The sequence below is a fragment of the Streptomyces acidicola genome (genome assembly GCF_009377235.1).
In the GTDB taxonomy this organism is placed as follows: Bacteria; Actinomycetota; Actinomycetes; order Streptomycetales; family Streptomycetaceae; genus Streptomyces; species Streptomyces acidicola.
On the sequence record NZ_VMNX01000004.1, the window covers coordinates 98,279 to 122,583 of the forward strand.

General features: G+C 68.8%; 17 protein-coding genes and 4 pseudogenes. 4 read left to right on the forward strand and 17 right to left on the reverse strand.

Going from position 1 to position 24,305, the window contains the following annotated elements:
- Nucleotides 1-2: 2 nt before the first annotated feature.
- The gene (locus tag FPZ41_RS03155) at nt 3-1,382 is read right to left on the reverse strand and encodes a hypothetical protein (protein ID WP_322619765.1); all 1,380 of its coding nucleotides are present in this window, start codon (nt 1,380-1,382) and stop codon (nt 3-5) included.
- Entirely contained in the window at nt 1,375-3,987 is a 2,613-nt protein-coding gene (locus FPZ41_RS03160) for a hypothetical protein (RefSeq protein WP_152858864.1), read from the reverse strand. Before FPZ41_RS03160 ends, FPZ41_RS03155 begins: the two co-directional genes overlap by 8 nt.
- Nucleotides 3,988-4,554: 567 nt before the next feature.
- Here FPZ41_RS03160 and FPZ41_RS03165 point away from each other — a divergent pair.
- Nucleotides 4,555-5,269 (forward strand): annotated as a pseudogene (locus FPZ41_RS03165) (transposase family protein); the annotation flags it as partial.
- Nucleotides 5,270-5,627: 358 nt separating this feature from the next.
- On the opposite strand, the gene FPZ41_RS03170 reads toward FPZ41_RS03165, so the two are convergent.
- The 5 genes and pseudogenes from FPZ41_RS03170 to rpmF all read right to left on the reverse strand — a co-directional run bounded on the left by FPZ41_RS03170 (nt 5,628) and on the right by rpmF (nt 10,802).
- The gene (locus FPZ41_RS03170) at nt 5,628-6,317 is read right to left on the reverse strand and encodes a polysaccharide deacetylase family protein (protein WP_152858866.1); all 690 of its coding nucleotides are present in this window, start codon (nt 6,315-6,317) and stop codon (nt 5,628-5,630) included.
- Nucleotides 6,314-6,988 (reverse strand): glycoside hydrolase family 11 protein, encoded by a 675-nt coding sequence (locus tag FPZ41_RS03175; protein WP_228022388.1) that lies wholly within the window; start codon nt 6,986-6,988, stop codon nt 6,314-6,316. Before FPZ41_RS03175 ends, FPZ41_RS03170 begins: the two co-directional genes overlap by 4 nt.
- 1,355 nt (nt 6,989-8,343) lie before the next feature.
- Nucleotides 8,344-8,595, reverse strand: a pseudogene (locus FPZ41_RS03190) (SDR family NAD(P)-dependent oxidoreductase); the annotation flags it as partial.
- Between the two features lie 852 nt (nt 8,596-9,447).
- Complete coding sequence (locus FPZ41_RS03195; protein WP_152858870.1) at nt 9,448-10,620, reverse strand: GTP-binding protein; 1,173 nt, start codon at nt 10,618-10,620, stop codon at nt 9,448-9,450.
- 11 nt (nt 10,621-10,631) lie between these two features.
- Nucleotides 10,632-10,802, reverse strand: a complete 171-nt coding sequence (rpmF, locus tag FPZ41_RS03200) for a 50S ribosomal protein L32 (RefSeq protein WP_152858872.1) — start codon at nt 10,800-10,802, stop codon at nt 10,632-10,634.
- A gap of 230 nt (nt 10,803-11,032) precedes the next feature.
- On the opposite strand from rpmF, the gene FPZ41_RS03205 reads away from it, so the two are divergent.
- A complete protein-coding gene (locus FPZ41_RS03205) occupies nt 11,033-11,401 on the forward strand; it encodes a transposase family protein (RefSeq protein WP_322619766.1) in 369 nt (122 codons plus the stop codon).
- 24 nt (nt 11,402-11,425) lie between these two features.
- Here FPZ41_RS03205 and FPZ41_RS03210 read toward each other — a convergent pair whose 3' ends face one another.
- From FPZ41_RS03210 to FPZ41_RS03230, 6 genes are all read right to left on the reverse strand, one after another.
- A complete protein-coding gene (locus FPZ41_RS03210) occupies nt 11,426-11,935 on the reverse strand; it encodes an inclusion body family protein (RefSeq protein WP_131558028.1) in 510 nt (169 codons plus the stop codon).
- A 31-nt stretch (nt 11,936-11,966) separates the two neighbouring features.
- Nucleotides 11,967-13,796 (reverse strand): thiamine pyrophosphate-binding protein, encoded by a 1,830-nt coding sequence (locus FPZ41_RS03215; RefSeq protein WP_322619767.1) that lies wholly within the window; start codon nt 13,794-13,796, stop codon nt 11,967-11,969.
- Complete coding sequence (locus FPZ41_RS03220; RefSeq protein WP_152858874.1) at nt 13,793-15,871, reverse strand: flavin monoamine oxidase family protein; 2,079 nt, start codon at nt 15,869-15,871, stop codon at nt 13,793-13,795. Before FPZ41_RS03220 ends, FPZ41_RS03215 begins: the two co-directional genes overlap by 4 nt.
- A 488-nt stretch (nt 15,872-16,359) precedes the next feature.
- Entirely contained in the window at nt 16,360-16,458 is a 99-nt protein-coding gene (locus FPZ41_RS47860) for a DUF6207 family protein (protein WP_228022389.1), read from the reverse strand.
- A gap of 108 nt (nt 16,459-16,566) precedes the next feature.
- Complete coding sequence (gene gap / locus FPZ41_RS03225; protein WP_152858876.1) at nt 16,567-17,565, reverse strand: type I glyceraldehyde-3-phosphate dehydrogenase; 999 nt, start codon at nt 17,563-17,565, stop codon at nt 16,567-16,569.
- 156 nt (nt 17,566-17,721) lie between these two features.
- Complete coding sequence (locus FPZ41_RS03230) at nt 17,722-18,678, reverse strand: GlxA family transcriptional regulator (protein WP_322619768.1); 957 nt, start codon at nt 18,676-18,678, stop codon at nt 17,722-17,724.
- A gap of 329 nt (nt 18,679-19,007) precedes the next feature.
- Between FPZ41_RS03230 and FPZ41_RS03235 the strand changes: the two genes are divergently transcribed.
- Together FPZ41_RS03235 and FPZ41_RS03240 are read left to right on the forward strand one after the other, a co-directional pair.
- On the forward strand, nt 19,008-19,463 hold the full coding sequence (locus FPZ41_RS03235) for a hypothetical protein (RefSeq protein ID WP_322619769.1): 456 nt from the start codon (nt 19,008-19,010) through the stop codon (nt 19,461-19,463).
- A 515-nt stretch (nt 19,464-19,978) separates the two neighbouring features.
- On the forward strand, nt 19,979-20,566 hold the full coding sequence (locus FPZ41_RS03240) for a DinB family protein (protein WP_152858880.1): 588 nt from the start codon (nt 19,979-19,981) through the stop codon (nt 20,564-20,566).
- A gap of 26 nt (nt 20,567-20,592) precedes the next feature.
- Here FPZ41_RS03240 and FPZ41_RS03245 read toward each other — a convergent pair.
- From FPZ41_RS03245 to FPZ41_RS03260, 4 genes and pseudogenes are all read right to left on the reverse strand, one after another.
- Nucleotides 20,593-20,775 (reverse strand): annotated as a pseudogene (locus FPZ41_RS03245) (ATP-dependent DNA ligase); the annotation flags it as partial.
- A gap of 70 nt (nt 20,776-20,845) precedes the next feature.
- Nucleotides 20,846-22,255, reverse strand: coding sequence for an oxygenase MpaB family protein (locus FPZ41_RS03250; protein ID WP_152858923.1), 1,410 nt, complete (start codon nt 22,253-22,255; stop codon nt 20,846-20,848).
- 107 nt (nt 22,256-22,362) lie between these two features.
- Nucleotides 22,363-23,130 (reverse strand): polyprenyl diphosphate synthase, encoded by a 768-nt coding sequence (gene uppS, locus FPZ41_RS03255; RefSeq protein ID WP_407698743.1) that lies wholly within the window; start codon nt 23,128-23,130, stop codon nt 22,363-22,365.
- A 248-nt stretch (nt 23,131-23,378) separates the two neighbouring features.
- Nucleotides 23,379-23,866: pseudogene (locus FPZ41_RS03260) on the reverse strand (transposase); the annotation flags it as partial.
- Nucleotides 23,867-24,305 lie beyond the last annotated feature (439 nt).

Sequence of the window (24,305 nt, forward strand, 5' to 3'; positions counted from 1 at the left end):
GGTCAGCCTCTCCTGCCGAGCGCCGTCATCCAGTTCTCGAATTCCGTTCGTGTCCGGTCGCTGCCGGGGCCCTCCTGCGCCATCCGCAGACAGGACAGGGCGAGGATCCGCAGGGGCTCCGCGTCGGCCCAGTAGTCCGAGGTGTGGAGCGCCGGCCCGGCGCGCCCGGCCAGGGCGTCCAGCTCCCGCGGGGACACCCGGCCGGGGTCCATGAAGGAGGCGAGGGCACGGCCCCGGAAGGCCGTCGCAGCCCGGCGCAGACAGGCCCTGGCCAGCGGGGCGAGCACCGGTACGGACCGCTCCAGTACGTCCCTGCGGTGCCGGGGCACCTCGTCCAGCGGATAGGAGCGCAGCCACGCGAGCTCCATATCGTCCCAGGGCCCCGCCCCGTACCAGTCGCGGCACATCGCCGTGCCCAGCAGGACACGCAGATACGCGGGCGGATGCGGGTCGCCCGGCAGGATCGTGGTGACGTTCCGGGGCGGCCCGGCGATCACGTCGTGCAGGGCGGCGAGGGCGGCGTATCCGGTGTGGGCGAACGCGAAGGCGTCCGCGGCGATCTCCTGCGCCCAGCCCGCCCAATCGTCCGCCACCGCCGTGCCCGCGGCCGCGGCGGCCGCGTGGAGCGTCCTGGCCAACTCCCCGTTCCAGCCCAACTGGAAGGCGACCTGGTGGCCCGTCTCATGGATCAGGGCGGTCGGCCGCAGCAGGTTGTGCCGGGTGATCTTCACCGCGGCCACCGGGCTGATGGCCGCCGGGTCCCACAGCCGTACTCCGGCGCGCAGGATCGAGGCACCCATCCCCTTGTCCACATAGGTGAGAACACGCGGGACGGGCTGTCCCAGCGGGACGAGCACCGGTTCCATGCTGCGTACGGCGAGCAGGTCGCAGGCGCCGAGGAGCGCGGTGAGCCGCTGCCCCGTACGGGAGTTCACGGCGTCCCCGTAGAAGTCCGCGACGGTTTCCACCTGCTGGACCTCGTGGCGCAGCGCCACCACGGCCCTGCGGACGTCCTGCACCTGGTCCGCGGTACGGGCCGCGGCGAGCGCCATCGCCAGCGACCGGGCCCTGGGGCGCAACCGGTCGACGGCGCGCTGGAGTTCGGTGCGCAGCGCCAGACCGAGCCGGTGCTCCAGGGACTCCCACGCCGCGGGCGCGGCGAAGTTGTCCGGCCTGGCCAGGCCTTCCACGGCGGCGGTCCAGTGGGCGATCTGCCGGGCGGCCTGGGTGCGCAGGGCGGCGACATCGCGCTCTGCGGGCGGGCCGTACTCCTCGGCCTCGCCCTGCTCGGCGTGCTCGTAGTGCCAGCCGGGGCGCGGCGGTGGTGGCGGCCAGGTCTCCACGGGCTGGGCCCGAGGGGCGAGCCGCAGGACGTCAACCACGGTGGAACCCCGCCCTGACCTCCACCTTCGCGGCGGCATCCGCGGTCAGTGCGCGGATCGCGGAGGACAGCGCCGCCAGCGACGGCACGCGGCCCGACCGGACGGCCGTGATCATGCCGACGAGTTGGGTGCCGGGCAGCGTCACCACCAGGGTGACCCCGTTCTGCGGCGCTTGCAGCGTTCGGACGAATTCGCCCAGATGGCCCTGCAGATACTGGGCCAGCACATGCCCCGCCACTCGCTTCAGCCCTGTCGACAGCGCCTCTCGCACGCGCGGTGCGAGCGCCGAGACGAACTCCTCGCCCTCACTCGCGGGAGACAGCTGGGCCGACTGCTCGTACGCCTCCCGGAAGATCCGTACGCGGCGGCCGGCGCCGTCGAGCAGGGCGGTGACCACGCCGTCCGCGAGGTCGGTGGCGAGCGCGGCGAGGAACGGGCCGATCGCGGGCGGGCTGCCCGCGCCGTTCAGCAGGGCCTGGGCCCGCTCCTCGGCGAGGTACAGCGCGACGACGAGGCCCTCGCGGCCGCCGCGTGCGTCCACGGTCAGGTTTACCTGGGTGGGCCGTCCTCGCCCGGACGACGGCAGTGCCGCCACGGCGACGCCCGCGCCGGCGGCGTCACCCGCTCCGGCCGGGACCGCGTCGGGACCCCTGGGCACGCTGCCCGCGGGCCCCGTTGCGGGACGTGCCCCTGAGGTCCGGTGGCCGACCAGCTCGATCCCGAAGAGCCGGGTTCCGGGTGCCAGCGGGCGGCCCTTGACCGGGCGCGTACCGTCCTTGCCGAGGCCCGGGTGGCCGAGGAGTGTGCCGGCGGCCTGCCGGGTGAGCGGCAGCAGGGCCACGGGGCCCCGACCGCGCCCGTGCTTCTTCTCCGCGACCGCTATCTGCCGGGCCCACACCCCACCGCCCATCGCCTCGTAGAGGCTGACGACGATACGTACCGGGTAGGTACGGACCCGGAAGCGGTCCCGCAGCAGCGTGTCCAGACGCACGCCCTCGGCGGTGCGCAGCGCGGCCGCCTGCCGGGCCTCCAGGGTCACCTCGAAGGACCGGGAGAACCTCTTGTAGCGGAAGCGCCGGGGCTTTGTCCTGGGCAGGTGCAGCCAGGTGCCGTTGAGACCGCGAGCCTCCAGCTCCTCCAGGTCCTCGCGCAGCAGCGATGCCGGCACGTTGGCAGCGGCCGCGGCGTTGAAGGCGGAGCCCGCGGCGGCCTCCAGGCGTACCGGGTCCTCCAGTTCTTCCGCGGGGAGCCGGGCCAGCCTGCGGACGGTGTCCTCCACGGTGGCGGTGAGAGCGGTGGCGGCGGTGCGCCGCGGATCCTCCGCCTCGGCCTCCAGACTCAGCAGCTTCAAGCCCGTGTCGGCGATGGCGCGGGCCAGGATGTTGGCCTCCCGCGGTCGAACCCACTTTCCGATGAGCTGGGCGAGCAGGCCGGCGAGCATGTTCACCACCCGGTCCCGGCCGATGACGGAGATGCCCTTGCGTACCAGCGGCAGTGCCGCCATCACCAGCGGGATGAACTCCTCCAGCGCGGGCCGCGGATCACCTCCCTCGGACAGCTCGCTGAGCGCCTCGGTCAGCCGTTCTCTGGCCTCGTCCAGTGCCTCGGCCTCGGCTGCGGGCACGTCCTGCGCGTATGCCTCGGCCTCCGCCCGCTCCCCGGAGAGGACCGCGCCGGCTTCGGCGAGCCAGTCCTCGCTCTCCTGCTCGTCCCGGGCCAACAGCAGACCCGCGACGGTTCCGGCGGCTTCGAGGGCGAGTTCGGCCGCGGGCGACGGCGTCGTCGCCTCGGGGTCCTGGCCCAGGGCGTGCGCGGTCGGGGCGTGGGCGAGGCTCTCCGCCTGCTCGGCCTCGGTCTCCGGCGCCTCCCGCAGCAGCTTCTTGGCGAGCGTGGCCGCGACCGGCCGCAGGGGTGCGGGCAGCCTGCCGATGCCGATCTTCAGCACCCGCTGCAGCAACGGCCCGACGATCTTCTTCAGTTGCCCCAGGATCAGTCCGACCGGCATCACCTTGCCGACAGCCCGGACGCCCTTCTTGGCGAGGTTGACCGCGCCCTTCACCGCCTTCTTGGCGAACTTGGCGATCGCCCCGAAGAAATTCTCGAACGCAGGTGTTTCCCCCAGCGCGGTCGGCGGCACGGCCGACGCGAACAACTCCTCCAGCTCGGCTTCGGTCAACGACGGCGCGTCCGCGTTTCCGGCCGCCTCCGCCACGCTCTCCAGCATCGCCTCGGTCTGCCGGGCCAGCGGCTCCAGCCACTCACGGGCCGGTGCCTCCACGGCCCGCGGGTCGGGTCTGCCCACCGTCGTGGCCGCGTGCTGGGCGTGGAACGCGGCGGTTTCCTCAAGGAGTTCCGCCAGTGATTCCTCCAGTTCGTCCTCGTAGAGTTCGGCGAGCAGTTCCCGCACCGCCTCGCTCTCCGCGTCCACCGGGCCACGCCCGGTCTGACGGTCGGCCGCCCGGAACGGGCTGTCGAGAGCCGTCGGAGCGGGCGTGGCCTCCCACTCGGATTCGTACGGGCCCTCCGCTCGCTCCTCCGTGCGGAAAGGAGAGAGAAGACCGGAACCTGACGGCGTGAAACCACCGGGTTTCTCCGCCTCGGACATCCATGCATAGTGCTCGGTCTGCGACACGCTGCCCCCATGAAGAAAGACGTGCTGTCCCGCGCCCCGGGCGCGACTCCGGAGGCGGAACCGGGCAGAGGGAACGGCGACAGGAACAGAGCGGGAAAGTGACAGGAAGGACTGGAACGCGAACGGTGCGGATCGGTGCGAGATCGGTGCGGGAACGGCCGTCCGGCCGCGGCGGCCTACGTCCGCGTCAAGGCATACCTGTTCTGCGCGTGAAACATGACATCATCCCCCGTGATGATTGCGTCGCGGCCCGGCCGGCGACAGCCCCGTGGCTTCCTGAGCAGCAAACCCCGTCAGCTGCAGGAAGGCCTTCTCCGCCACCGTACTCAAGGCCTCGATGTTTGTGTCCATGTCAATTCAGTCGGTCCGCTTGTGAACGGGGAGTGGAGACAGTCGAAGGATGATCACTGGTGACCTGAAGGCACGCGCGGGGCGCAGGCAGCCTTGACGTGCGGTTGCCTACTCGTCCGGCACGCTGCGCGAGCAAGGGAGCGGCAGGGCATCGCGAGTGGATCGGCTGGCCGGATCTCTACGTGGACCGGATCTCTGCATGGACAACCGAGGCTGATGCCGCTCGCCGCCGGTGCTGGTGGTAGCGGTCTACTACCGGACGAACCTCACCACGCGACAGCTCGCGCCGTTGTTCGGGGTGTCGCCGGCGACGGTGTGCAGGGTCATCCAGCGGCTACGCCCCCTCCTCGCGCTCGAGCCGGCCTCACATCCCGTCGACGCCGCGGACCGGCTGTGGATCGTGGACGGCACGCTGGTCCCGGTCCGCGACCGCAAGGTCGGTGCCTCGAGCCGCAACTACCGGTTCTCCGCAGACGTGCAGGTCATCATCGATGCCGACACCTGCCTGGTCGTGGCCACCCCGCGCCCGGCACCGGGCAACAGGGCCGACGCCCATGTGTGGCGCAACTCCGGCCTGCCGGACCGGTGCCAGGGCGTCACCGTGCTCGGCGACGGCGCCTACATCAACACCGGCCTGGTCGTCCCTCACCGCAAACGACCCGGCCGGCCCCTGCCGGCCGGAGAAGAAGCCGACAACGCGGAGCACCGCCGGGTCCGCGCGCGGGTCGAGCATGCCATCGGTCGACTGAAGAACTACAAGATCCTCCGCGACGGCCGGCAGCACGGCGACGGCCTCCACCACGCGGTCCAAGCCGTCGCCCACCCTCGCCCTGGCCGCATGACCAGAACGGAGCCGACGCCGCCATTCACCTGCCGGTTCACGGCCTTGTGCAACACGCTTTAGGTTTACGGTGGTTTACCGCGATCTGCATGGATCACATGGACGTCCGATGTGAATGTGACTCAGGTCAGCAATCTTGGCGGTGGGGAAGGGCATGACGTTTTCGGGGGCCTGGCATTCCCGGACTCGGGGCGGTGAGGGCCAACTGGTCCCGTCCGGGCTCTCGAGCAAGCCGCTGCTCCGCATGGGTCGAAGCTGGGCAGCGGCCGGACGCGCGGGCTGCGGAGGAACTCCTCCAACGGGAGCCGGCTGGCCCGGTGCTGGCTGCGGTGAATCCGGACCGCGGTCAGCATCGTGTTGATCCGGCCCTTGCCCCTGACAGGCTCTGCCCCTCCCCGGCGCGGCACCACCCTCTGTCCGCTCAGGGTGCCACCGCGCGGCCCGTCTGAGGGGAGATCGCGCCGGCGCACAGGCCGTGGGCGGCCAGCCCTTGTGCGATGCGCGGGATCGCGGCGAGTGTGTTGGCGGCCCAGTCATGCATCAGGATGATCTGACCGTTGGTGAGTCGCCCGGCGGCCTGCACGATCGCGTCCGTACTGGCGCCGTTCCAGTCCTGCGAGTCCACGTCCCAGATGATCTCGGTTAGGCCGTACTTGGCCTCCACCGTCTTGACCGTCGAGTTGGTCTCGCCGTACGGCGGCCGCAACAGTTTCGGCGTGCCGCCGCCCGCGACCGCGATGGCCTGCTGGGTGCGGGAGATCTCCGAGTCGATCTGCGACTGGCCGAGCTGGGGCAGATGCGGGTGCGTGTAGCTGTGGTTGCCGACCCACATGCCGGCCGCGACCTGGGCCTTGACCTGGGCCGGGTAGGCGTCGGCGTACCGCCCCTCGTTGAACATGGTCGCCCGCAGCCCGTTCCGTTGCAGCGCGCCCAGCAGAGCGGGCGTGTTCCCGGACGGGCCGTCGTCGAAGGTGAGTCCGACGTATCCGTTGCAGGCGGCGGCCTGGGCCGGGGCCGTGTGGACGGTCAGGGTGCCGGTGGCGGCCAGCGCCAGCGCGGCCAGGGTCGTCGTCAGGGGGCGTGCGGTCCGAGGTGGTCCGGTGGTTCTCATGCCGCCACCGTGATGTTGGAGCTCCCGCTGCTCTGGTAACCCTCGGTCGCGAGGATCATGTAGTAGCTGAAGCTGCCGAGTGTCATTCCCGCGCGGGCCCAGGCGTCGAAGTGGTTGCCGGTGGTGATGGTGCCGCCCGTCCGCTTCGACTGCCGCACGCTCCAGTATTGGTTGAAGGTCTTGGTGCCTTCGACGGACGGCGCGTTGTACCGCGTCGTCTGGTAGATGTCGTACGTGCCGCCGTCGCTGGTGACGGTGCCCTTGTACGTGCCCGTCGGCCGGTAGGTGCCCCAGTTGTCGACGACGTAGTACTCGACAAGAGGGTTCGACGTCCACCCGTAGAGGCACAGGTAGCTGTTGCCGGACGGGTTGAAGGTGCCCGAGTACCTCACGGTCCTGCGTGAGCCGTTGCTCCAGCCCTTGCCGGCGACGAAGTTCCCTGTGTTTCTCCAGCTCGTGCTGTAGTTGCCGCCGGAGTCCAGGGTCATGGAGACCGTACCCTGCGAGTCGGTCCAGAACGAGTAGTAGAAGCCGTTGTTGGTGCCGGTCTGGTTCGTGGTGATGACGGTGGCGGCGCGGGCGGTACCGGGCAGGGCCAGCGTCGACGCGGCGCTCAGCAGCATGGCGCAGGCGGCCCTGCGGGACGTCGGGTGTGCGGGTACAGCGGTCATGTGCGGGTTCCTCCTCATCTGAGGCCGGGATATGGCCCGCAGTGTTGACCCGCCCGCGTCAAGCGTCAATAGTTTCGGTATCTGTTACGAAACATTTCGATGGCTTCAAGGGCGTAATAAATGTGTTCTGGCCATCCGGAGTGGGGAACTTTTCGGGAAGAATCCGGCGTCTGAGTTACGAATGTTTCGAATGCCGGACCGATCCTAAGTCATGGCTGCAGCAGGGTGCGCCGAAGCGGCAACTCGACGTGGGACCTGACCGGCAGGGCGACGAGCAGGAGGAACACGGGCCGCTCCCTCCGGTGCGTCTCGCAGCTCCCGGCCGTCCGCCGTGCCGTGCCGGGGCGTAGGCAGCGAGGGCGGCCCGGGGAATGACCCGGCGGCCCAGCTCGTCGCGTTCGGCAGTCCCTTTTCCGCCGTCGACCAACGCCCTCCACCATCCCCGCCTGTCAAAACGGCCGCGGAGGCTCCCCGGGTCATCCAGGGCGAGGCTTTGGCGCGTTGGGAAGGCGCTCCGCTGCACGCACTTTCCGCCTGAATCTGCCGGCCCGCGTCGGCGGCCTCCCACGCGACCGGAAACCGCAGGCGTTCGAACGGGACGCATTCGTGGCCGTCGTGGAATGCACGTCATCTCCCTGGCGTGGCGGACCGTTGTGCGGCGGAAGGAAAAAGTGCCTGGATAGAGGGCTCTGGCATTTGGCGAAGACGGTGCCGGGACGAGACCGAGCCGACGGGCGACGTGTCAGACACCCCATGGCGTTGAACGTCAAGCGGCGTGGGGTTGGGCGTGGTGTGATGATGCGGTCGCTTCGTCATAGCGGGTTGGTGTTTTGAGGCAGCAGTGGAGGATGCCGACCAGGCGGTTGCCGACTTGCCGCAGGGCGGGGTTGCAGTCGACGTCACGGGCTCGTCGCTTGTCGTAGGAGCGGCGGGGGGTGCTTGCAGTGAGGTTCCCCTCCTACTGCGTAGCCATCACGGAAGCGCGATGGCATTTTCAAGAAGTCCCACACCCGTCATCACCGCCGGTGGCCGGTCCCCTCTGCTCGCCCCGTGCTCGCCGGAACGCCCCGTGACGGGCCGGCAGAAGGCGGCACGGAGCATCAGAGAAGCTGGAGCCGGAGTACTGTCATCAGGGCTGCGACCTGTACTTTCCGGCACGGTCTGACACGGGGCGGCATCAGCTGATACCCGGATGATCTTTCCAGGAGCCGACGCGGGTTTCGGAGGCAGCAGCTATGAGCCAGTCCACTCACCTCGACATCGAGTGCGCGGCGCCCGACGGCGTGACCTTGCGCGGGACGCTGTACGTTCCCGACCGGCCCGGTCGGCACCCGGCGATCACCATGGCCCATGGGTACGATGCCGGCGTTGTTGATCAGCACGTCGATCACGCCCTCGTGCTCGGCGACATCTGCGGCTGCGGCGGCCACCGATGCGTCGTCGCTTACATCGATCTGCACGAACCGTGCTCCGAGCGCGCCCGCAGCCTCCGCGCCCCGCTCCGGATCACGGGCGCCGACGAGCACGGTGTGGCCGAGCTCGATCAGGCGACGGGCGGTCTCGCGGCCGAGACCCTTGTTGGCTCCGGTGATGAAGGTGATAGTCATACATCCATGGTTGGGCCAACTGCGGGAGTCGGCCACGGACCCCTTCGTCGGCAGGAGCAGCGGTACCACCATCGATCGCGCCATGGCCGGCCGGGATGCGGGAGCACGGGCGGCATGACCACACCACCCAGGCCGGGCGCGATCGCCCGCGCGGCACAGCTGCTGTGGCGCCAGCCGCGCCGCCGCACGGCGCGACGGGGCCCTGAGTGGTCTGGTGTGTTGTCGACTTTCTGCTGAGCTTGCCGAACCGCCCGACTGACATCACCCACACGGATGGCGTCCGCTCAGGCTGCGGCGGCCTCGTTCTCCTGCTGATCGGCCTTCACTCGGACGGAAGCCGTTCATGCAGACGCTCACGTTGGAGGCGACCGTGACGGATCAGAAACTGCGCGGCCGAGAAGATGCGCGCGGGCACCGATCTGTCCCTGTTTCGCGCCCACCTCGCCTGACCGCCTGGCAGAGGCGAAGCACTGGCCCGTCGCCCAGGATCAAGAGCCCATCCGCCAATACAGACGTGTCGCCGCCCCCGTGTCAATCGTGCAGTCGGGAGCGCCAGTTCGCGGATCGTGTTCTCCGCGACATCGACCCCCAGGCCTGTGCCTGCCGGAATGTCGATGATGCCGGCGTGGGCTCGGATGGGGGTGGCGGGGACCGCTTCGCGCAGGGAGTTGGGGTCGCGGTCGAACTCCAGGTGTCCCCGCACGCCCGTAGAGCGGGATCACTCCTGGAGCGTGCCCAGGTGTACACCGGGCTTCGCCATGCCGGTGTCCCGATCCGCTGTCCCTGTGTGACTGAACGGGATGTGCCGGGCCGGGCGGTGCCATGGCTGTGGCCACCACCCGGCCGGGAGCCTCAGGGCCGCGTCGCGAGTTCGGGGTGTTCGTGGTCGCAGGTGTCGTCGATGCCGTAGGTGTCCCAGGCGGGGAACGGATCGACCGGCGGAAGAATCTCGCCGTTCGCCAGCAGGCAGTTGGTGAGCGCGGCCTGGAGAGCCTCGGTCTTGAGGTGAGTTCCGATGAAGACCAGCTCCTGGCCTGCCGGGCTGTCGGTGTCGCGGGCGGCGAAGGGCTCGAAGCGGGCGACGGAGCCGGCCTGCGACCACAGCCCCGTCACTTGCGGGCGGCCGGCCAGAGCGAAGAATCCCTTGGAGCGCAGGACCTGCCCGTAGGCGCCGCTGTCCATCTCCTCGGTGACGAACCGCCACAACCGCCCGGGATGGAAGGGCAGTTCGGAACGGAAGACGGTGGAGGAGATGCCGTACTCCTCGGTCTCCGGGGTGTGGTCGCCGTTGAGTTCCATGACCCAGCCGGGGGCCTGCTGGGCACGCTCCAGGTCGAACAGCCGGGTGCCGAGTACGTCCTTGAACTCCACGCGTCCGTGGACGGCGGGCACGATCCGGGCCACCGGGTTGAGGCGGATGAGCGTCGCCAGCAACCGTTCGGCGGTGGCGTCGTCGACCAGGTCGAGTTTGTTGAGCACGATGACGTCGGCGAACTCGATCTGGTCCATCAGCAGGTCGCTGACGGTACGTTCGTCGTTCTCGTACTGGTCGAGGCCGCGCTCGACGAGTTCGTCGCCACTGGTCAGTTCGGGCAGGAAGTTGGCGGCGTCGACGACCGTGACCATGGTGTCGAGACGGGCCAGATCGCCGAGGGTCGCTCCGTCGTCGCGGGTGAAGGAGAAGGTGGCCGCGACGGGCATGGGCTCGGAAATGCCGCTGGACTCGACGAGGAGGTAATCGAACCGCCCCTCTCGGGCCAGCCGGCCCACCTCCACCAGCAGGTCGTCGCGCAGGGTGCAGCAGATGCACCCGTTGGTCATCTCGACCAGGCGCTCCTCGGTACGCGACAGTGCCGCCTCACCGCCGCGCACGAGCGCCGCGTCGATGTTGACCTCGCTCATGTCGTTGACGATGACCGCGACGCGCCGCCCCTCACGGTTGCCGAGCACGTGATTGAGCAGCGTGGTCTTCCCCGCGCCGAGGAAGCCGGACAGAACCGTCACCGGCAGCCGGTCGTGTGCCATCCCCGTCCCCCTCAGCTCTCGGGGCGCAGCAGCCCGCGCTCGTAGGCCCTGACCAGGTGCTGCGGTACGAGGTGACGTACACCGTCGACCGTGACCGGCATCAGAGCCGGTGCGACAGCCTTCCACTGCGCGCGGCGGTGACGGGTGTTGCTGCGGGACATCTTCCGCTTGGGGACGGCCATGGCTCTCCTCATCGGGTAGGCGAGGAAGAAGCTACATGAAAATGAATCCCATTACTAACTGTGGGGAGTTTCGGGTGCCCCGACAGCGGTGCGTTCGGAGTCGACGGTGGGGCTCACGTGGTGGTCGGGCAGTCGGTGAAGCCGCGCTCCCGTTCCAGAGGCGGAACTCCTGCTCGTACCAGGAGCCGTGACGGCGTACGCCCACGGCTGCGGCGCGGACCAGTTCGGCGGTGTCCGTGGACTCGGGCACACACCGAAGTCACGGCCTGCACTTCCTCGCCCTGACGGACGGAAGGGGCCGGCTGATCTGGATATCCGCCGCCCGGCCCGGCCGCACCCACGACGTCACCGCCGCCCGCCACGACCACATCCTGGCCCACCTGCGCGCCGCCGGCCTCGGCCCCCTCGCGGACCTCGGCTTCCGCGGCCTGGACAACGACGTACGTAACCCCGTGATCGTCACCGGATTCACAGCCACCCGCGCCCACAAACTCACACCCGGCCAGAAAGACACCAACCGCGTACTCGCCACCGAACGCGCGCGAGTCGAACGCGGCTTCGCCCACCTCAAGAACCGCGAGGGGCGGCGGCCGTGGTGACCGCCGCCCGTCACGGCCGGACCGTCAGGAGTCCTCGATGGTGATGAAGGGGTCCCACTGGAAGTACCCCTTCAACTGCCGATGCCGGTCCAGGATCTGGAAGTAGAAGTGGTACACGACGCTGCCGGCACTTTTCACCGTTGTGCGCCAGTAGTGGTCCTCGTACTTCTGCGTCACGAAGTCCGGACTGCCCTCGCTTCCCTCCTTCGGTAGCGGATAGACGCCGTCGACCACCTCGATCTCCGGCGTCCTGATCAGCGTGTGGTCGCGGTCGCTGCTCACGTACCGGTACAGCAGCGCCTTGTAGTCGCTGCCCAGCGACAGCGTCGTCTCCCGCCACCGGATGGTGTCCCCGGGCTCGGCCCGCAGGTTCAGCTCCGCGCCCGATGTACCGATGATGTGGTCGTGCCGCGTCGTCATGTAGATGAGGCTCTGGTCGACGTAGGTCGGCGCGTCCGGGTTCCTCGACGCGTTGGGATTCTGCTCGACGATCGTGGCCGCGTCGAACGCGATCATTACGTTCAGATCTGCCATTTCTTTCCCCCTTCGATCACGAGAGCTTCGGTTACGAGGCCCTCGGCACCTTGTATGTCATCGCGCGCGGGTAGTCGTGTCGGTTCAGGCGGACGCGGACCAGGAGTGGTCCGGCGTTGAGCGGGTCGTGCGGGTTGGTAAGGCGTGACAGCAGGCCGTCCAGCTCCGAGGGGTGCGCGATGCTCACCCCGTTCGCCGGGGTGTCCTCGTCGGCGAAGACCTCCGCGAGGCGGTCGTACTGCCAGGGGTGGAGGACGTTGTAGAAGTCCGGGTCGGCGGAGTTCTGCCCTGCGTAGTAGGCCGGGTGCACCAGCATCTGCTCGATGCCGTAGAGGTGCCCGTTGTCCATGACGAACACCACCGAGCGCAGCCCGAGTCGGGTGTGGGTGGAGATCTCCTGGCAGGTCTCCTGGAAGGCGCCGTCGCCGACGAACACCATCGGGCGGGCGTCCTCGCGTTCGGGGGCGAGTGCGGCGCCGGTGGCCGCGCCGACCGACCAGCCGATGGACAGCCAGCTGATCTGGGACAGGAAGCCGCCCGCGGACAGGGACAGGTTCATCGAGCCGATGAGGGAGAACGCGGCGTCGGAGACGACCGTCCAGTTCTCCTCGGTCTCCTGGCCCAGGAAGTGGTTGAGTCGGTCGAACACGCTGTCGTACGTGAGCCGTTCGGCGTGCCCGGACCGCGCGCCGCCGACACTCAGCGAGGCGCGGTATTGCGCGAGGCCGGCGGGGCGGTCGGCCGGCGCTCCCCGGTGGCTGTAGGACTCGGCGTAGTAGTCGGCGGACAGGCCCCCGGAGCCGTAGGCCTTCACCAGTGCGTCCTGGAGTGCGGGCAGCAGGTGGGCGAGCTGGACGTCGGGGAAGTAGGAGGTGCCGACGCTGACGCCGCCGTGCGCCGCCATCACCCAGTCCGTGCCGACGCTCTGCTCGCCGCCGAGGTTCTTCGACGTGGACCAGGCCCCGAGCCCGATCCGGCAGGTGGCCCACTCCTTGAAGACGTCGTACACGTCCGGGTGACTGGCCTTGCCGTTGTAGACGCCGTGGAACTGTGGCAGGTCCTCGTCCACAACGGCCTTGGCGCCGACGGTCGTGCAGAACGGCACGCCGGTGGCCTCCACCAGATCGGTGAGCTCCTCGCCGAGCCGGTACCGGTCGACCTCCTCGCCGGCCCACACGATCGGGCGGGGCATGCCGTACGGGCCGGGGTGCTCCTCGATCAGGGCGAGGATCGCGTGCACGGCGTCTTCCAGCATGGCCTGGTTGCGCGCGCTGAACGGCCGTTCGCGGCGGACGATCGGCTCCGTCGGCTCGGGGCAGGGCTCGTCCCACAGGTCTTCCATGACCTCCAGGTAGACCGGCCTGCGCTCGGAGATGCACGCGGTGAGCGCGGCGTCGATCTGGGCAGGCGCCAGGCCCGGGTGGGAGATGACCTGTGCGTCCACGGTGACCTGTCGGTAGACGTCCAGGTTGCTCTCCGCGCGGGGGCTCATGTGTGAGGTGAGCAGGCCGACGGCGCGGAAGTTCTGCCACTGTTCGTACGGCGGGCAGGCGTTGACGGCGATGAGCGGGACCTGCTCGACGTACGCGCCGCCGCAGGAGTTGAGCAGATTGAACGCGCCGACGCTGTACGTCACCGCCGCCGCGCCCACGCCGTGGATGCGGGCGTAGGCGTCGGCGGCCTGGCCCGCGCCGCCCTCGGTCGGAGTACCGACCCACTCGATGTCACCTTCGGCCCGAAGGGTGGTCAGGAATGGGCCGAGGTGGTTGCCGGGGACGCCGAACAGATGGGTGATGCCCAACTCGGCCAGTCGCAGGGCGAGATAGCGGGCGACGGTGCAGGTGGGGGTGATCGTGCTCACGAGGACTCCCACTTCCGGTCCGCGCCCGAGGCGTCCTGGTCCGGGCCCGGGCCTTCCCTGTCGGTGACCGGCGGGGCCTGGTGGACGGCGAGGGCGGCGCGGACGGCGCTCTCCAAGGCGCCCTCGATCCAGGCGTGCTTGAGGGAGGTGTGCTCGCCGGCGAAGTGCACCGGGCCCTCCGGCCGGGAGACGTCCAGGTGGAAGCTGGTCATCTGGTGCGCGGTGTAGATGGCGGCTTCGCCGAAGGCGTACGGGTCGCGGGTCCAGCTCTGGGTGGCGCCCCGGCCGGTGAAGAACACCTCGATGCGTCGGCCGTGCAGGGCCTGGAGGTTGCGCAGGGCGTAGACGTAGCGCTCCGTCTTCGGCATGGAGTCCCAGCGCGCGGCGTCGTCGGACCAGGAATACGAGGCGAGGACGACGCCGCCGCCCGTGCTGTCCTCGATCGGGTGCGAGGGGTAGTACATGAACCGGTTGGGGTTGTCGGTGGCGGAGCCCCCACCGAAGCAGTGGGTGGCGGGCCGGAGGGCTGGTCCGCGCAGCGGCAGGCTGTTGTCGATCTGCCGCATCTCCTCGGTGACACCACTGTCCTTGACCGCGGCGCCGAGCAGCCCGGCCTCCGGCTGGGGCAGCGAGGGCACCGACACGGACTCGGTGTCCGCTTCGTGCCCCCGCCGGTAGTACTCGTACAGGCCTGGCGCGATGCCCTCCAGCGCGTCGCGCCAGTCGTCCTCGGTGAACTCCCACCAGCGGTGACTGAATTCGAGTAACACCTTGGTGGCCTGGTCGTAATGGGTCTCTATGACGGCGCGGCGCTTCTTGTACGACATCGAGGGAACGATCTCCACGAAGCGCAGGGCGGAGAACGGGATGGTGACGATCGCCAGGTCCGCCGTCCACAGACGTGGCAGCTCCTTCGGATCGTCCTCGTCGACAGTCTGTACGGCCACGCCCCACCCGTCGGGTCCGACCGCCCCGGTGCCCTCGGGGTCGGTGTCGCGGCTGGGGTCGTGGTACTCGAGGCGGATCATGCGCCGGCCGAGCTGCACCTCGTCGCGCAACCCCTGATACAGGGCGTGCGGCAGGCGCCAACTGCCGCCGGGTATCTCCCAGTAGCGCACGGCGGGGTTGATGTCGCTGCGGCTCAGGAAGCTGTGGAAGAAGGAGAGGTGGAGCCGCGAGGACATGTTCTCCAGGGTGCCGACCGCCTCGATCGCCTCGTCGCTGAGCCCGGCGTGGTCCCGCAGGAAGGCGCCCATCGAGTAGCCGTCGAAATCGCGGATCACCCGCGCCCAGCCCTCGACCCACTCGTCGAAGGGCTTGTTGACGCGCTTGCCGTCGACGACGTCGGAGTAGTAGTCGCGCAGGCTCTCCAGCGCCTCGTCCACCATTTTCACGGCGGGGGCGCGAACCTCGTCGTCGGTGAGGTGGAAGCCCTCGTTGATCCGCTCGGGACCGGTGGCGTACTCGGCGCGCCGCACTTGGACGCGGTTGGAGCGGATCCAGGAGTTGCCGCGCTTGTCGGGCTCGCGGAAGTCCGGGCTGTCGTCGCCGTACGTCCACGTCCGGCCGGTGAAGGAGGTGTACGTCACCGGAGGGACGGGCACGTCGGGACCGCTGCCGGTGCGGGGGTCGATGTCCACGTTGTAGAACTGGCGCCGGCCGAGCCCCAGTTTGTCGACCAGGGCGAGGACGAGCGGGTGGAAGTCGGGCAGCCGCATGGCCCCGGCCTCGGCGTACTGGGCCGGGTCGGCGAAGGGCTGGTGGTGCTTGGTGGTGCGGAACGTCTTGATGCGTCCGCCGACGCGGTTGGCGTTCGCCTCGAGGATGGTGACGTCGTGCCCGGCGTCCTTGAGCAGCCGGCCCGCGACGAGGCCGGTGATGCCGGCGCCGATGACGAGGATCTTCTTGCGCGGGTGTCGGGTGGGCCCGAGATGGCCCGTGTCTATCAGGGTGTGCAGATATTCGAGCTTGAGGTCCTTGCCGTCCGGTCCGACGAGGAGAAGTTCACGGGCGAGCCTGAGACAGGTCTGCCAGCGGGCACGGGTGGCGGAGTTGTCCCGTGGAATGTCGGTCATAGCCTGCGATCGTAGATATGCCGAAACGGTTTTGCGGCACACCCTGGGAAGCAAAGTCCAAAAAGCGCCGAGAGGGCTGGGTGACGCAATTTCAACTTGCTCGAATTTTCGAACGAAAGGCGGAAGATCCCTGAGGGGCAGAAGGGGGAGGCGGGTGCAATTGAAAAAGAATCCACTCGTGGAATGTGGAATTCCTGGGGTGAGGATGTGTCGACATCACCGACCGGCCCGGCAGAATACCGTCAGCCGTCCCCCACAACTGACCGGCTGGCCCAGGGTGTTGTCATATGCATCCGGCCAACGTGCGCCTGACCGGCGCCGGGTGACCGTGGGGGAGGGAGGCGCGCCTGCACGGAGATGCGCCGGTACCAGCGCACCGAGTCCTTTGGCGGTGGCCGCCGCTGGATCCGAACGGTGAACCCAGCAGCTCGATGAAGCAGATCCCGCAGCGGACCCGCGTTGAGGTAAGGCCGCCCCAGCCCGTGGCCCTATGAGTCGGCTTCCTGGCGCACGTCCAGGAAACAGCGCAGCCGGATGCCGGGCTGTCCCGGATTCCGGGTCGTACGGTCCGCCGTCGCGTCGCTCATCGCGCGGCGCGCAACTCCTGGACGGCGAAGGCGGTGTGGTCGTCGCACGCCGCATGCTCCGGACCCACTTACCGGCTCAGGCGAGACCCGGTCACGATCGGGGACCGGTCAGCGTGCGGCGAGGAGTTCCAGCGTGTCGATCACGCGGTTGGAGAAGCCCCACTCGTTGTCGTACCAGGCGACCACCTTGACGTGGCGGCCGTCGACGCGGGTGAGGGCCGCGTCGAAGATCGACGAGGCGGGGTTGCCGACGATGTCGGACGACACGAGCGGTTCGTCGGAGTACTCGAGGATGCCGGCGAGCGGGCCCTGCGCGGCGGCGCGGTACGCGGCCAGCACGTCGTCGCGGGTCACGTCGCGGGCGACGGTGGTGTTGAGCTCGACGATCGAGCCGACCGGCACCGGGACGCGGATCGAGTCGCCCGACAGCTTGCCGTCGAGATTGGGCAGCACGAGGCCGATCGCCTTGGCGGCGCCCGTAGTGGTCGGCACGATGTTGACGGCGGCGGCGCGGGCGCGGCGGGCGTCGCGGTGCGGACCGTCCTGCAGGTTCTGCTCCTGCGTATAGGCGTGCACGGTGGTCATGAAACCGTGCTCGATGCCCGCGAGTTCGTCGAGCACCGCGGCCAGCGGCGCCAGCGCGTTGGTCGTGCACGAGGCGTTCGAGACGATCGTGTGCACGACCGGGTCGTACGCCGCTGTGTTGACCCCGTACGCGAGCGTGACGTCGGCGCCGTCCGACGGTGCACTGACGAGGACCTTCTTCGCTCCCGCGTCCAGGTGGGCGCCGGCGGCCTTGGCCGACGTGAAGCGGCCTGTCGCCTCCAGCACGATGTCGACGCCGAGCTCGGCCCACGGCAGCCGCGCCGGCTCCCGCTCGGCGAGCACCGTGATGTGTCGGCCGTCGACGACAAGGGCGTCCCCCTCGACGGTCACGGGACGGCCGAGCCGTCCGGCTGTGCTGTCGTAGGAGAGGAGCCGGGCGAGGGTGACGGGCTCGGTGAGGTCGTTGACGGCGACGACCTCGAAGTCGCTGCCGCGTTCCAGTAGCGCGCGCAGCACGTTGCGTCCGATACGGCCGAATCCGTTGATGGCGATGCGAGTCATGTGTGCTGTCCCTTCGGTTCGTCACCAGCCTCGCGTGCGGGATCCGACCATGGCCGTGGCGTCAGCGCCATGGTTCGAAAGGATCACGCCGGACGCCGGACGCCGGACGCCGGACGCCGGACGCCGGACGCCGGACGCCGGACGCCTGGCGGTCGACTACTCGCCCCGGGTGAAGGTACGCCGGTACTCGCTGGGGGTGGTGCCGAGGATGCGCTGGAAGTGCATCCGCAGATTCGCGCCGGTGCCGAGACCGACGTCGTTCGCGATCTGCTCGACGCTGCGCTTCGAACGCTCCAGCAGTTCACGGGCCAGGTCGATGCGGGCGCGCATGACCCACTGCATCGGCGTGTATCCGGTGTCCTCGACGAAGCGCCGCGAGAACGTGCGCGGCGAGACCGCCGCGTGCTGGGCGAGGGATTCGAGGCTGAGGTGTTCGTCGAGCCGGTGCAGGGCCCATTCGCGGGTGGCGGCGAACCGTTCACCGAGCGGCTCGGGCACACTGCGCGGCACGTACTGCGCCTGACCGCCGCTGCGGTAGGGGGCCGCGACCAGGCGTCGGGCCGCGTGGTTCGACGCGGCCACCCCGAGATCGCCGCGCAGGATGTGCAGGCACAGGTCGAGGCCCGAGGCGGCGCCGGCCGACGTCAGCACACTTCCCTCATCGACGAACAGGACGTTCTCGTCGACCCGGACGAGCGGATGCTTCTGTGCGAGTGCCCGCGTGTAGTGCCAGTGCGTCGTGGCGCGCTTGCCGTCGAGCAGGCCCGTGGCGGCGAGAGCGAAGGCGCCCGTCGAGATGGCGGCAAGCCGTGCACCTCGGTCGTGTGCGGCGATCAGTGCATCGACGACGGCCTGTGGCGGGTCGTCGCGGTCCGGGAACCGATAGCCGGGAACGAAGACAATGTCGGCCCACTCAAGCGCGGCGAGACCGTGGGCGACGTGGTAGGCCAGGCCATCGCCGCCGGTTACGAGCCCGGGTGCCGCGCCGCACATCCGCACCTCGTACGGCATACTCGCCCGGGTCGTGAACACCTGCGCGGGGATGCCGACATCAAGCGGCTTTGCACCTTCGAGCACCAGGACGGCGACGCGACGCAGGCGGGAGGACGGCACAGGAAACAGGGTACGAGGGCAAGGCCGGTCCGCTCGACCTCACTGACAGCGCTGGGCACCGTGGTGTTCCGAGGCATCGGTGTCCTGTTCCGGGTGACGAGCACCCGTCACCTTTTCCGCAGGACAACTGCCCGAATGGCACTGTTGTTCGATTATGTGGAGGTGTGATAGGCCATCGTCTCCTGTGCCCACCCCGACGCCTGCCCTTGCGGCCTTCAGCTGAAGGTGGCACCGCGCCTTGCTCCGCCGGCCGCCAGGTCTGATGAGAGCCGGTAGCACAGGTGCGGCTTTGGTCCGGCGTGTCGGCGCTGGTGGACATAATTCGGCCTGTGGACTTGAGACCGGAGTTGCTGCCCCCGCCCGTCAGCCGGAAACGGGTGGATGAGTTGAGCTGCGAGATCGATCGGATTGCCGACCTGGTGACCGGCAGTTCCGAGCACGCAGACGAAGTGATTCGGGCCTTCAACGAAGTGACCGGCCACGATTACGTAGCCTTCGATTTCGCCCATTACGGCGGAAGCAGAAGTGTGGAGGACTTTGCCAGGGAGGCGGCCCGGCCGGCTCGCCCTCGGGTTGCGGACATCACGCGGGACGAGCTCGTCGAGATCGTGCGCAGAGTCATCGCCTCCTCTCCGGAGAGCGACTACTACCTGCTGCTCCTCGAAACGAATGTGCCGCATCCTGGGGTCAGTGGCCTGATCTTCTATCCCCCGGAAGGCCTCCAGGATGCCTTTGCGGAGGAGATCATCGACGAAGCCCTGAGATACCGGCCGATCGCACTCTGAGCTGGGAGCGGGGTGACGAGGGCTGGCTGTGCGCCCCTATCCGTGAGACGCCGGACTAGGGATAGGCCGCCGCGCCTATTTCCCCAGGTCAGAGGAGGACGCCTGACCAAGGGACGTAAGGTCGGTCCTGACTGGACCGGAGGGGGCGCAGGGCTGCTGGGGCGTTGCGGGATCGCCTCAGGAGAAGTGTCAGCGCGATGACCAGGCCGAGAGCGGCACAGGTGCTGACCGTGGTGAACGCGGACTGCTGCCCGAGGATGAGAGCGGATGTCCGCGGATCTGCCCCGGTCGTTCCAGCGGCGGCGACGCTTGAACAGTTGGCGATACCGAGAGCGGTGCCGACGGTGAAGTTGGTGTCGATGAGCCCTGCGGCTAGAGCCTGTCGCGAGAGTAGATCGTGATTGGGGGCGTTCACTCCCTGCGGTGGGTAACGAGCTGACGAACAGCTGGCACCGCCACGAGGCAAACACCGCCCGAGCAGCCGTGCCGCCGGATACTCGATTCCCAACGCATCGATGTTGTGCGAGGGTCGGCCAGTGACTGCCTCCCGAAACGAATCTGCCGCACGGTACGCACTCGACCTGCTGCGCTGGCAGTTCGACCTGACCTGGTCGCTGTTCGAGTACCACCTGGAGAGGCTCGAGCCCGACGACTTCCTGTGGGAGCCCGCCGTTAACTGCTGGACAGTACGCCGGGCCGACGACGGGACATGGGTGCCGGACTGGGCGGAGAGTGAGCCCGACCCCGTTCCTGTACCGACTGTCGGCTGGCTGAGCTGGCACATCGGCTGGTGGTGGAGCGTGGCCATCGACCACGCTCACGGCAGAGCAGCTCGGGAGCGGAGCGACATCACCTGGCCAGGCGCGGGCAAGTCGGCTGTCGAGTGGCTACGCGGTCTGCGTGCGGACTGGCTGGAGGCACTGGACCGGTTCACCGATGCTGACCTGGACTCAACCGCCCTGTTCCCGTGGCAGAACGACCCCCGACACACCGTCGCACACATGGTCGCCTGGGTGAACGCCGAACTGATGAAGAACGCTGCGGAGATCGGCCAACTCCGCCTCCTACGAGCTGCCGACCACCCGCCGACGCCCACGGGCTGACGGCTATGGCTATGGGAAACTGCTGGTCACGTTGAATCGAACGCCAGCCGTTCCCGCTGCCACACCACCAACTCCCCGTCCAGCCCGGTGCCCGCCAGCAGTTGCGCGAGGGCCGTCGCCCGGATCTCGGGGAAAGAGCCGGTCATATCCGTCCCCTGCCGGGAGCGAAGCAGCACCCGCTCGTCCGCGTGCACGGCGAGCTGGGCGCGGTAGCCGTCCCACCTCTGTTATGCGTTGCTGGCCTGTCCATGGGGCATAGCGTTGCGGGCCGGGGGGTGGTCAGGCTTCGGTCAGCAGTGGGTCGTAGGGAGTCGAACGCTGTCGGCCGGACATGAAGGACAGAAACTCTTTGACGAATGCGCTGCGGGTGTACGTTCCGTAGGCGCCGGTGGTGTCGCGGTGGAACGCGGTCTGGAAGAGCGCCCGGTATTCGTCTGCGTCGATGCTCTGGTTGCCGTCTTTGTCGGTGACGTCGAAGAGGACTTCGGCGACTCTGATCAGTGCGGGTCCGGCCAGGGACGGAACAGCCGTGGAGTACTCCTGCGCGCTGATGCGGCCGTCGCCGTCGGTGTCGAGGTCTGCCTGGAGTTCGCGCCACCAGTGGGCGTAGGCGTTGTAGAGCCTGGTTTCCTCGGGCTCGTCCAGGTCGAGGCGGCTGGACAGCTCGCGGGCCATGGCGGCGAGGTCCGGCCAGTCCAGATAGCCGTCGCCGGTCTGGTCCAGGACCTCGTGGAAGAACTCCTGTGCGCTGCGATGCGTCCCGGTTTGTGCCATGGGCTGCAGTGACGAGGGGAGTGGCGTGATGAGCCTGAGCAGGGCTCCGGCTCGCTTCATCCGGTCGGCCAGGGCAGTGACTGTCCTTGCTCGCGGGTCGTCACTTTCAGGGGAGAGGGCCAGCAGGTCGGCGATACCTTCTGCCCGGGTCCAGTTGTCGGGGAGGAAGCGGGCCAGGCCGACGGCCAGGTAGGCACCCTGCATCAGAGTTTGGGTGCCGGGCACTTCCGGCAGTCCGGCCCGTCGGCGGAAGGGCTCCGGGAGGGAAGCCACGGTGATCGCTCCGATGACCGGGCCGGCTACAGCGCGGCCGGTCGCCCACAGGGTGGGCAGGCCGCTCAGCAGAGGCGGAGCCGGGAGGTGGTCGAAGAGCTTGTAGAGGATGATGCGCATGGCGTCCGTGTTCTCCAGCTCCTCCTCGACCACGCGGTCGTAGTAGGGCCAGAACTCGTTGAGGGTGTACGGCAGGTGGCCGGGTTCGCCTCCCAAGGCGGCAAGGAACGCCCGGAATTCGCCGTACAGCCGCTCCATGACGGCCTGTTCGAGAGGCTGTCCGCTCAGCCGGCACATGGTGACGGTGCTCTCGAACAGCGTCGCGACCACCCAAGCCCGCGCACCCGGGTCCATCGCGTCGTACGGCCGGTTTCGTGCGTCGGTTCCGTTCAGCCGTGCGTGCAGGCGGTTGAGCCGTGCCGCCTCCCTGAGCCGCACGTGGTCGTCGGCGCCGAACATGCGTTGCAGGCTCAGGAGGGTGTTGCGCAGCCGTCGCCAGGGATGGGCGACGAATGTGGAGTTGTCGATCAGGGCGGCGCCGATCTGCGGGTGGGCGGCCTCCAGTACGGTCGCCCGGATCATGGCCAGGGCCCAGCGCGGGTCGTTGAAGAGTTCGTCGAATTGCGAGCCGGGGCCGAACATGGGCCTCGCCCCTTCAACGATGTCCAGCCGTTGGGAGCTGCCGCCGCGATCAGTGGCGCCGGCGCCGGCGCTGCTGCTGGGGTGGCCGCCGTTTGCGTGGCTCACGATCAGGGTTCTCCGTTCTGGTTCGGCAGCACGCCGCCGAAGCGGCGTTCGCGTTGCTGATAGGTGTGCAGGCACTGAAGGAAGTGCGGCGCGCGGAAGTCGGGCCACAGCACCGGCGGGAACACCCATTCGGCGTAGGCGACCTGCCAGAGCATGAAGTTGGAGATGCGCTGTTCACCCGAGGTTCGGATGACCAGGTCCACGTCGGGCGTGTCAGGGAAGGGCAGGTGGGCGGCGAAAGTCTGCTCGGTTACGGCGTCCGCTGGTATTCCGCTGTGGATCAGTGACCGTGCGGCCTCGACGATGTCCCTGCGTCCCCCGTGATCGAACGCGACGGTCAGCGTCATGCCCCGACTGTTGCTGGTCAGCGTCATCAGGTCGGCGAAGTCCCGTGCCAGTGACTGGGGAATCCGTGGGTCCGTCGCGCCGAGGAAGCGGCAGCGGATCCCGCGCGCGTGCAGGAGCGGGGCGTGCTTGCGTACCACGCGGCGCACGAGATGCATGAGGAAATCGACCTCGGCGCTCGGGCGGCGCCAATTCTCGGTGGAGAACGCGTACAGGCTCAACCATTCGACTCCGGCCGCCCTCGCCGCCTCGATGATGTCGATCACCGTTGTCTCCGCAGCGCGGTGACCTGACGTACGCGGTAGCGATCGCTGTGCTGCCCACCGGCCGTTTCCGTCCATCACGCATGCCACGTGACGTGGCACTCTGCGCGGTCCCCGGGTATCTGGGAGACGAGGAGCAGGGGAGGAGCCAGAACCGCCGATGGCCTGCCCAACTGTCACGCTTTCCCCCTCAACCTCCGCTGTGACGTCTTCGCCTGACGACCTGGGACACACCGGATCAGCGCAGCTCAAGGCGCTGATCCGATCACCTCAGCAGTGATCCGATCGCCCGTCAGCAGAGTGTCACCGCCCGGTCCCACGGAGCGTGCAAGTTCCGCGGTTTCCACCCTTGGCACTCCCGTCCGACTCGGCGCTCTCATGCAGGGTGATGTGTTAAACCCGCCTCGCCCAGTGCGCATAGGATTCGTCGTCCGCAGGGTCCAGCGCTCGGCCGGGAAGTCGTAGAACGCCAGCAGCTGGTCCTGGTCGCCGGTGATCTTCTTGATGGCCTTGGGGAATTTCGCGCCATAGAGCTTGGGCGAACGTTTTGATCGCCTGTGCCGAGTGGTCGAGGTCCTCGGCGTTGCAGATGTCCTGGATGGGCTTCTTCGCGCCGGGCCGTGCGGACTTCGGCATGGCGTCCAGGAGATCGGCCGCCTTGTTAACCCCGCACCTTTGCTCACGAGCTTCGGGGAACACCCGCCAGCGCCCAGAAGCAGAAGCCGAGGGCACCATCCCCGACCGCGAGCACCGGGGCACGCATGCCCCGGCGGGCGCAGTCACGCATCAGGTCAGCCCACGACTCACCGGATTCGCGGTAGCCGTCCTTGATCGCGACCAGCTCCTTGGAGCCATCGGCGCGCACTCCGACCAGGACGAGCACGCAGGCTTTGGCCTGAAGGGTTTCGCGTTCTCGTTCCAGGAGTTGATGTAGTCGCGGATCTGTTTGACCCCGGCACAACTGCGGGCTCAACCCGGTGAACGGGGCTATCCAGGAAGGCTCCGACGCCGCAATCACAGCGGCTGGTACGCGAGGTAGTCGAGGACGCCGCCGCGGACGGAGTTGACGACATGGATTTCCTTCCCCGCATGCGGCTTGACGGCCTTCTTCAGGAACGCCAGGAAGCTCGCGCCTCTAACCTCGATCTTTCGTGACGGCTCGCGAGTTCAACTGGTGGGCCGTTTCGACTTGTTCGGAGGGCTGCGGGCGGACCGAGGGCCCGTCTGTCGCGTCGGGTGTGCGCCGGGTTCCACGGTTCCGGGGGTGACCAGACTCGTCGGGGCAGGAGAAGTAGCTGGTCATCCGGGGTTCGGCAGGGCCGTGAGTCGCTGGATCG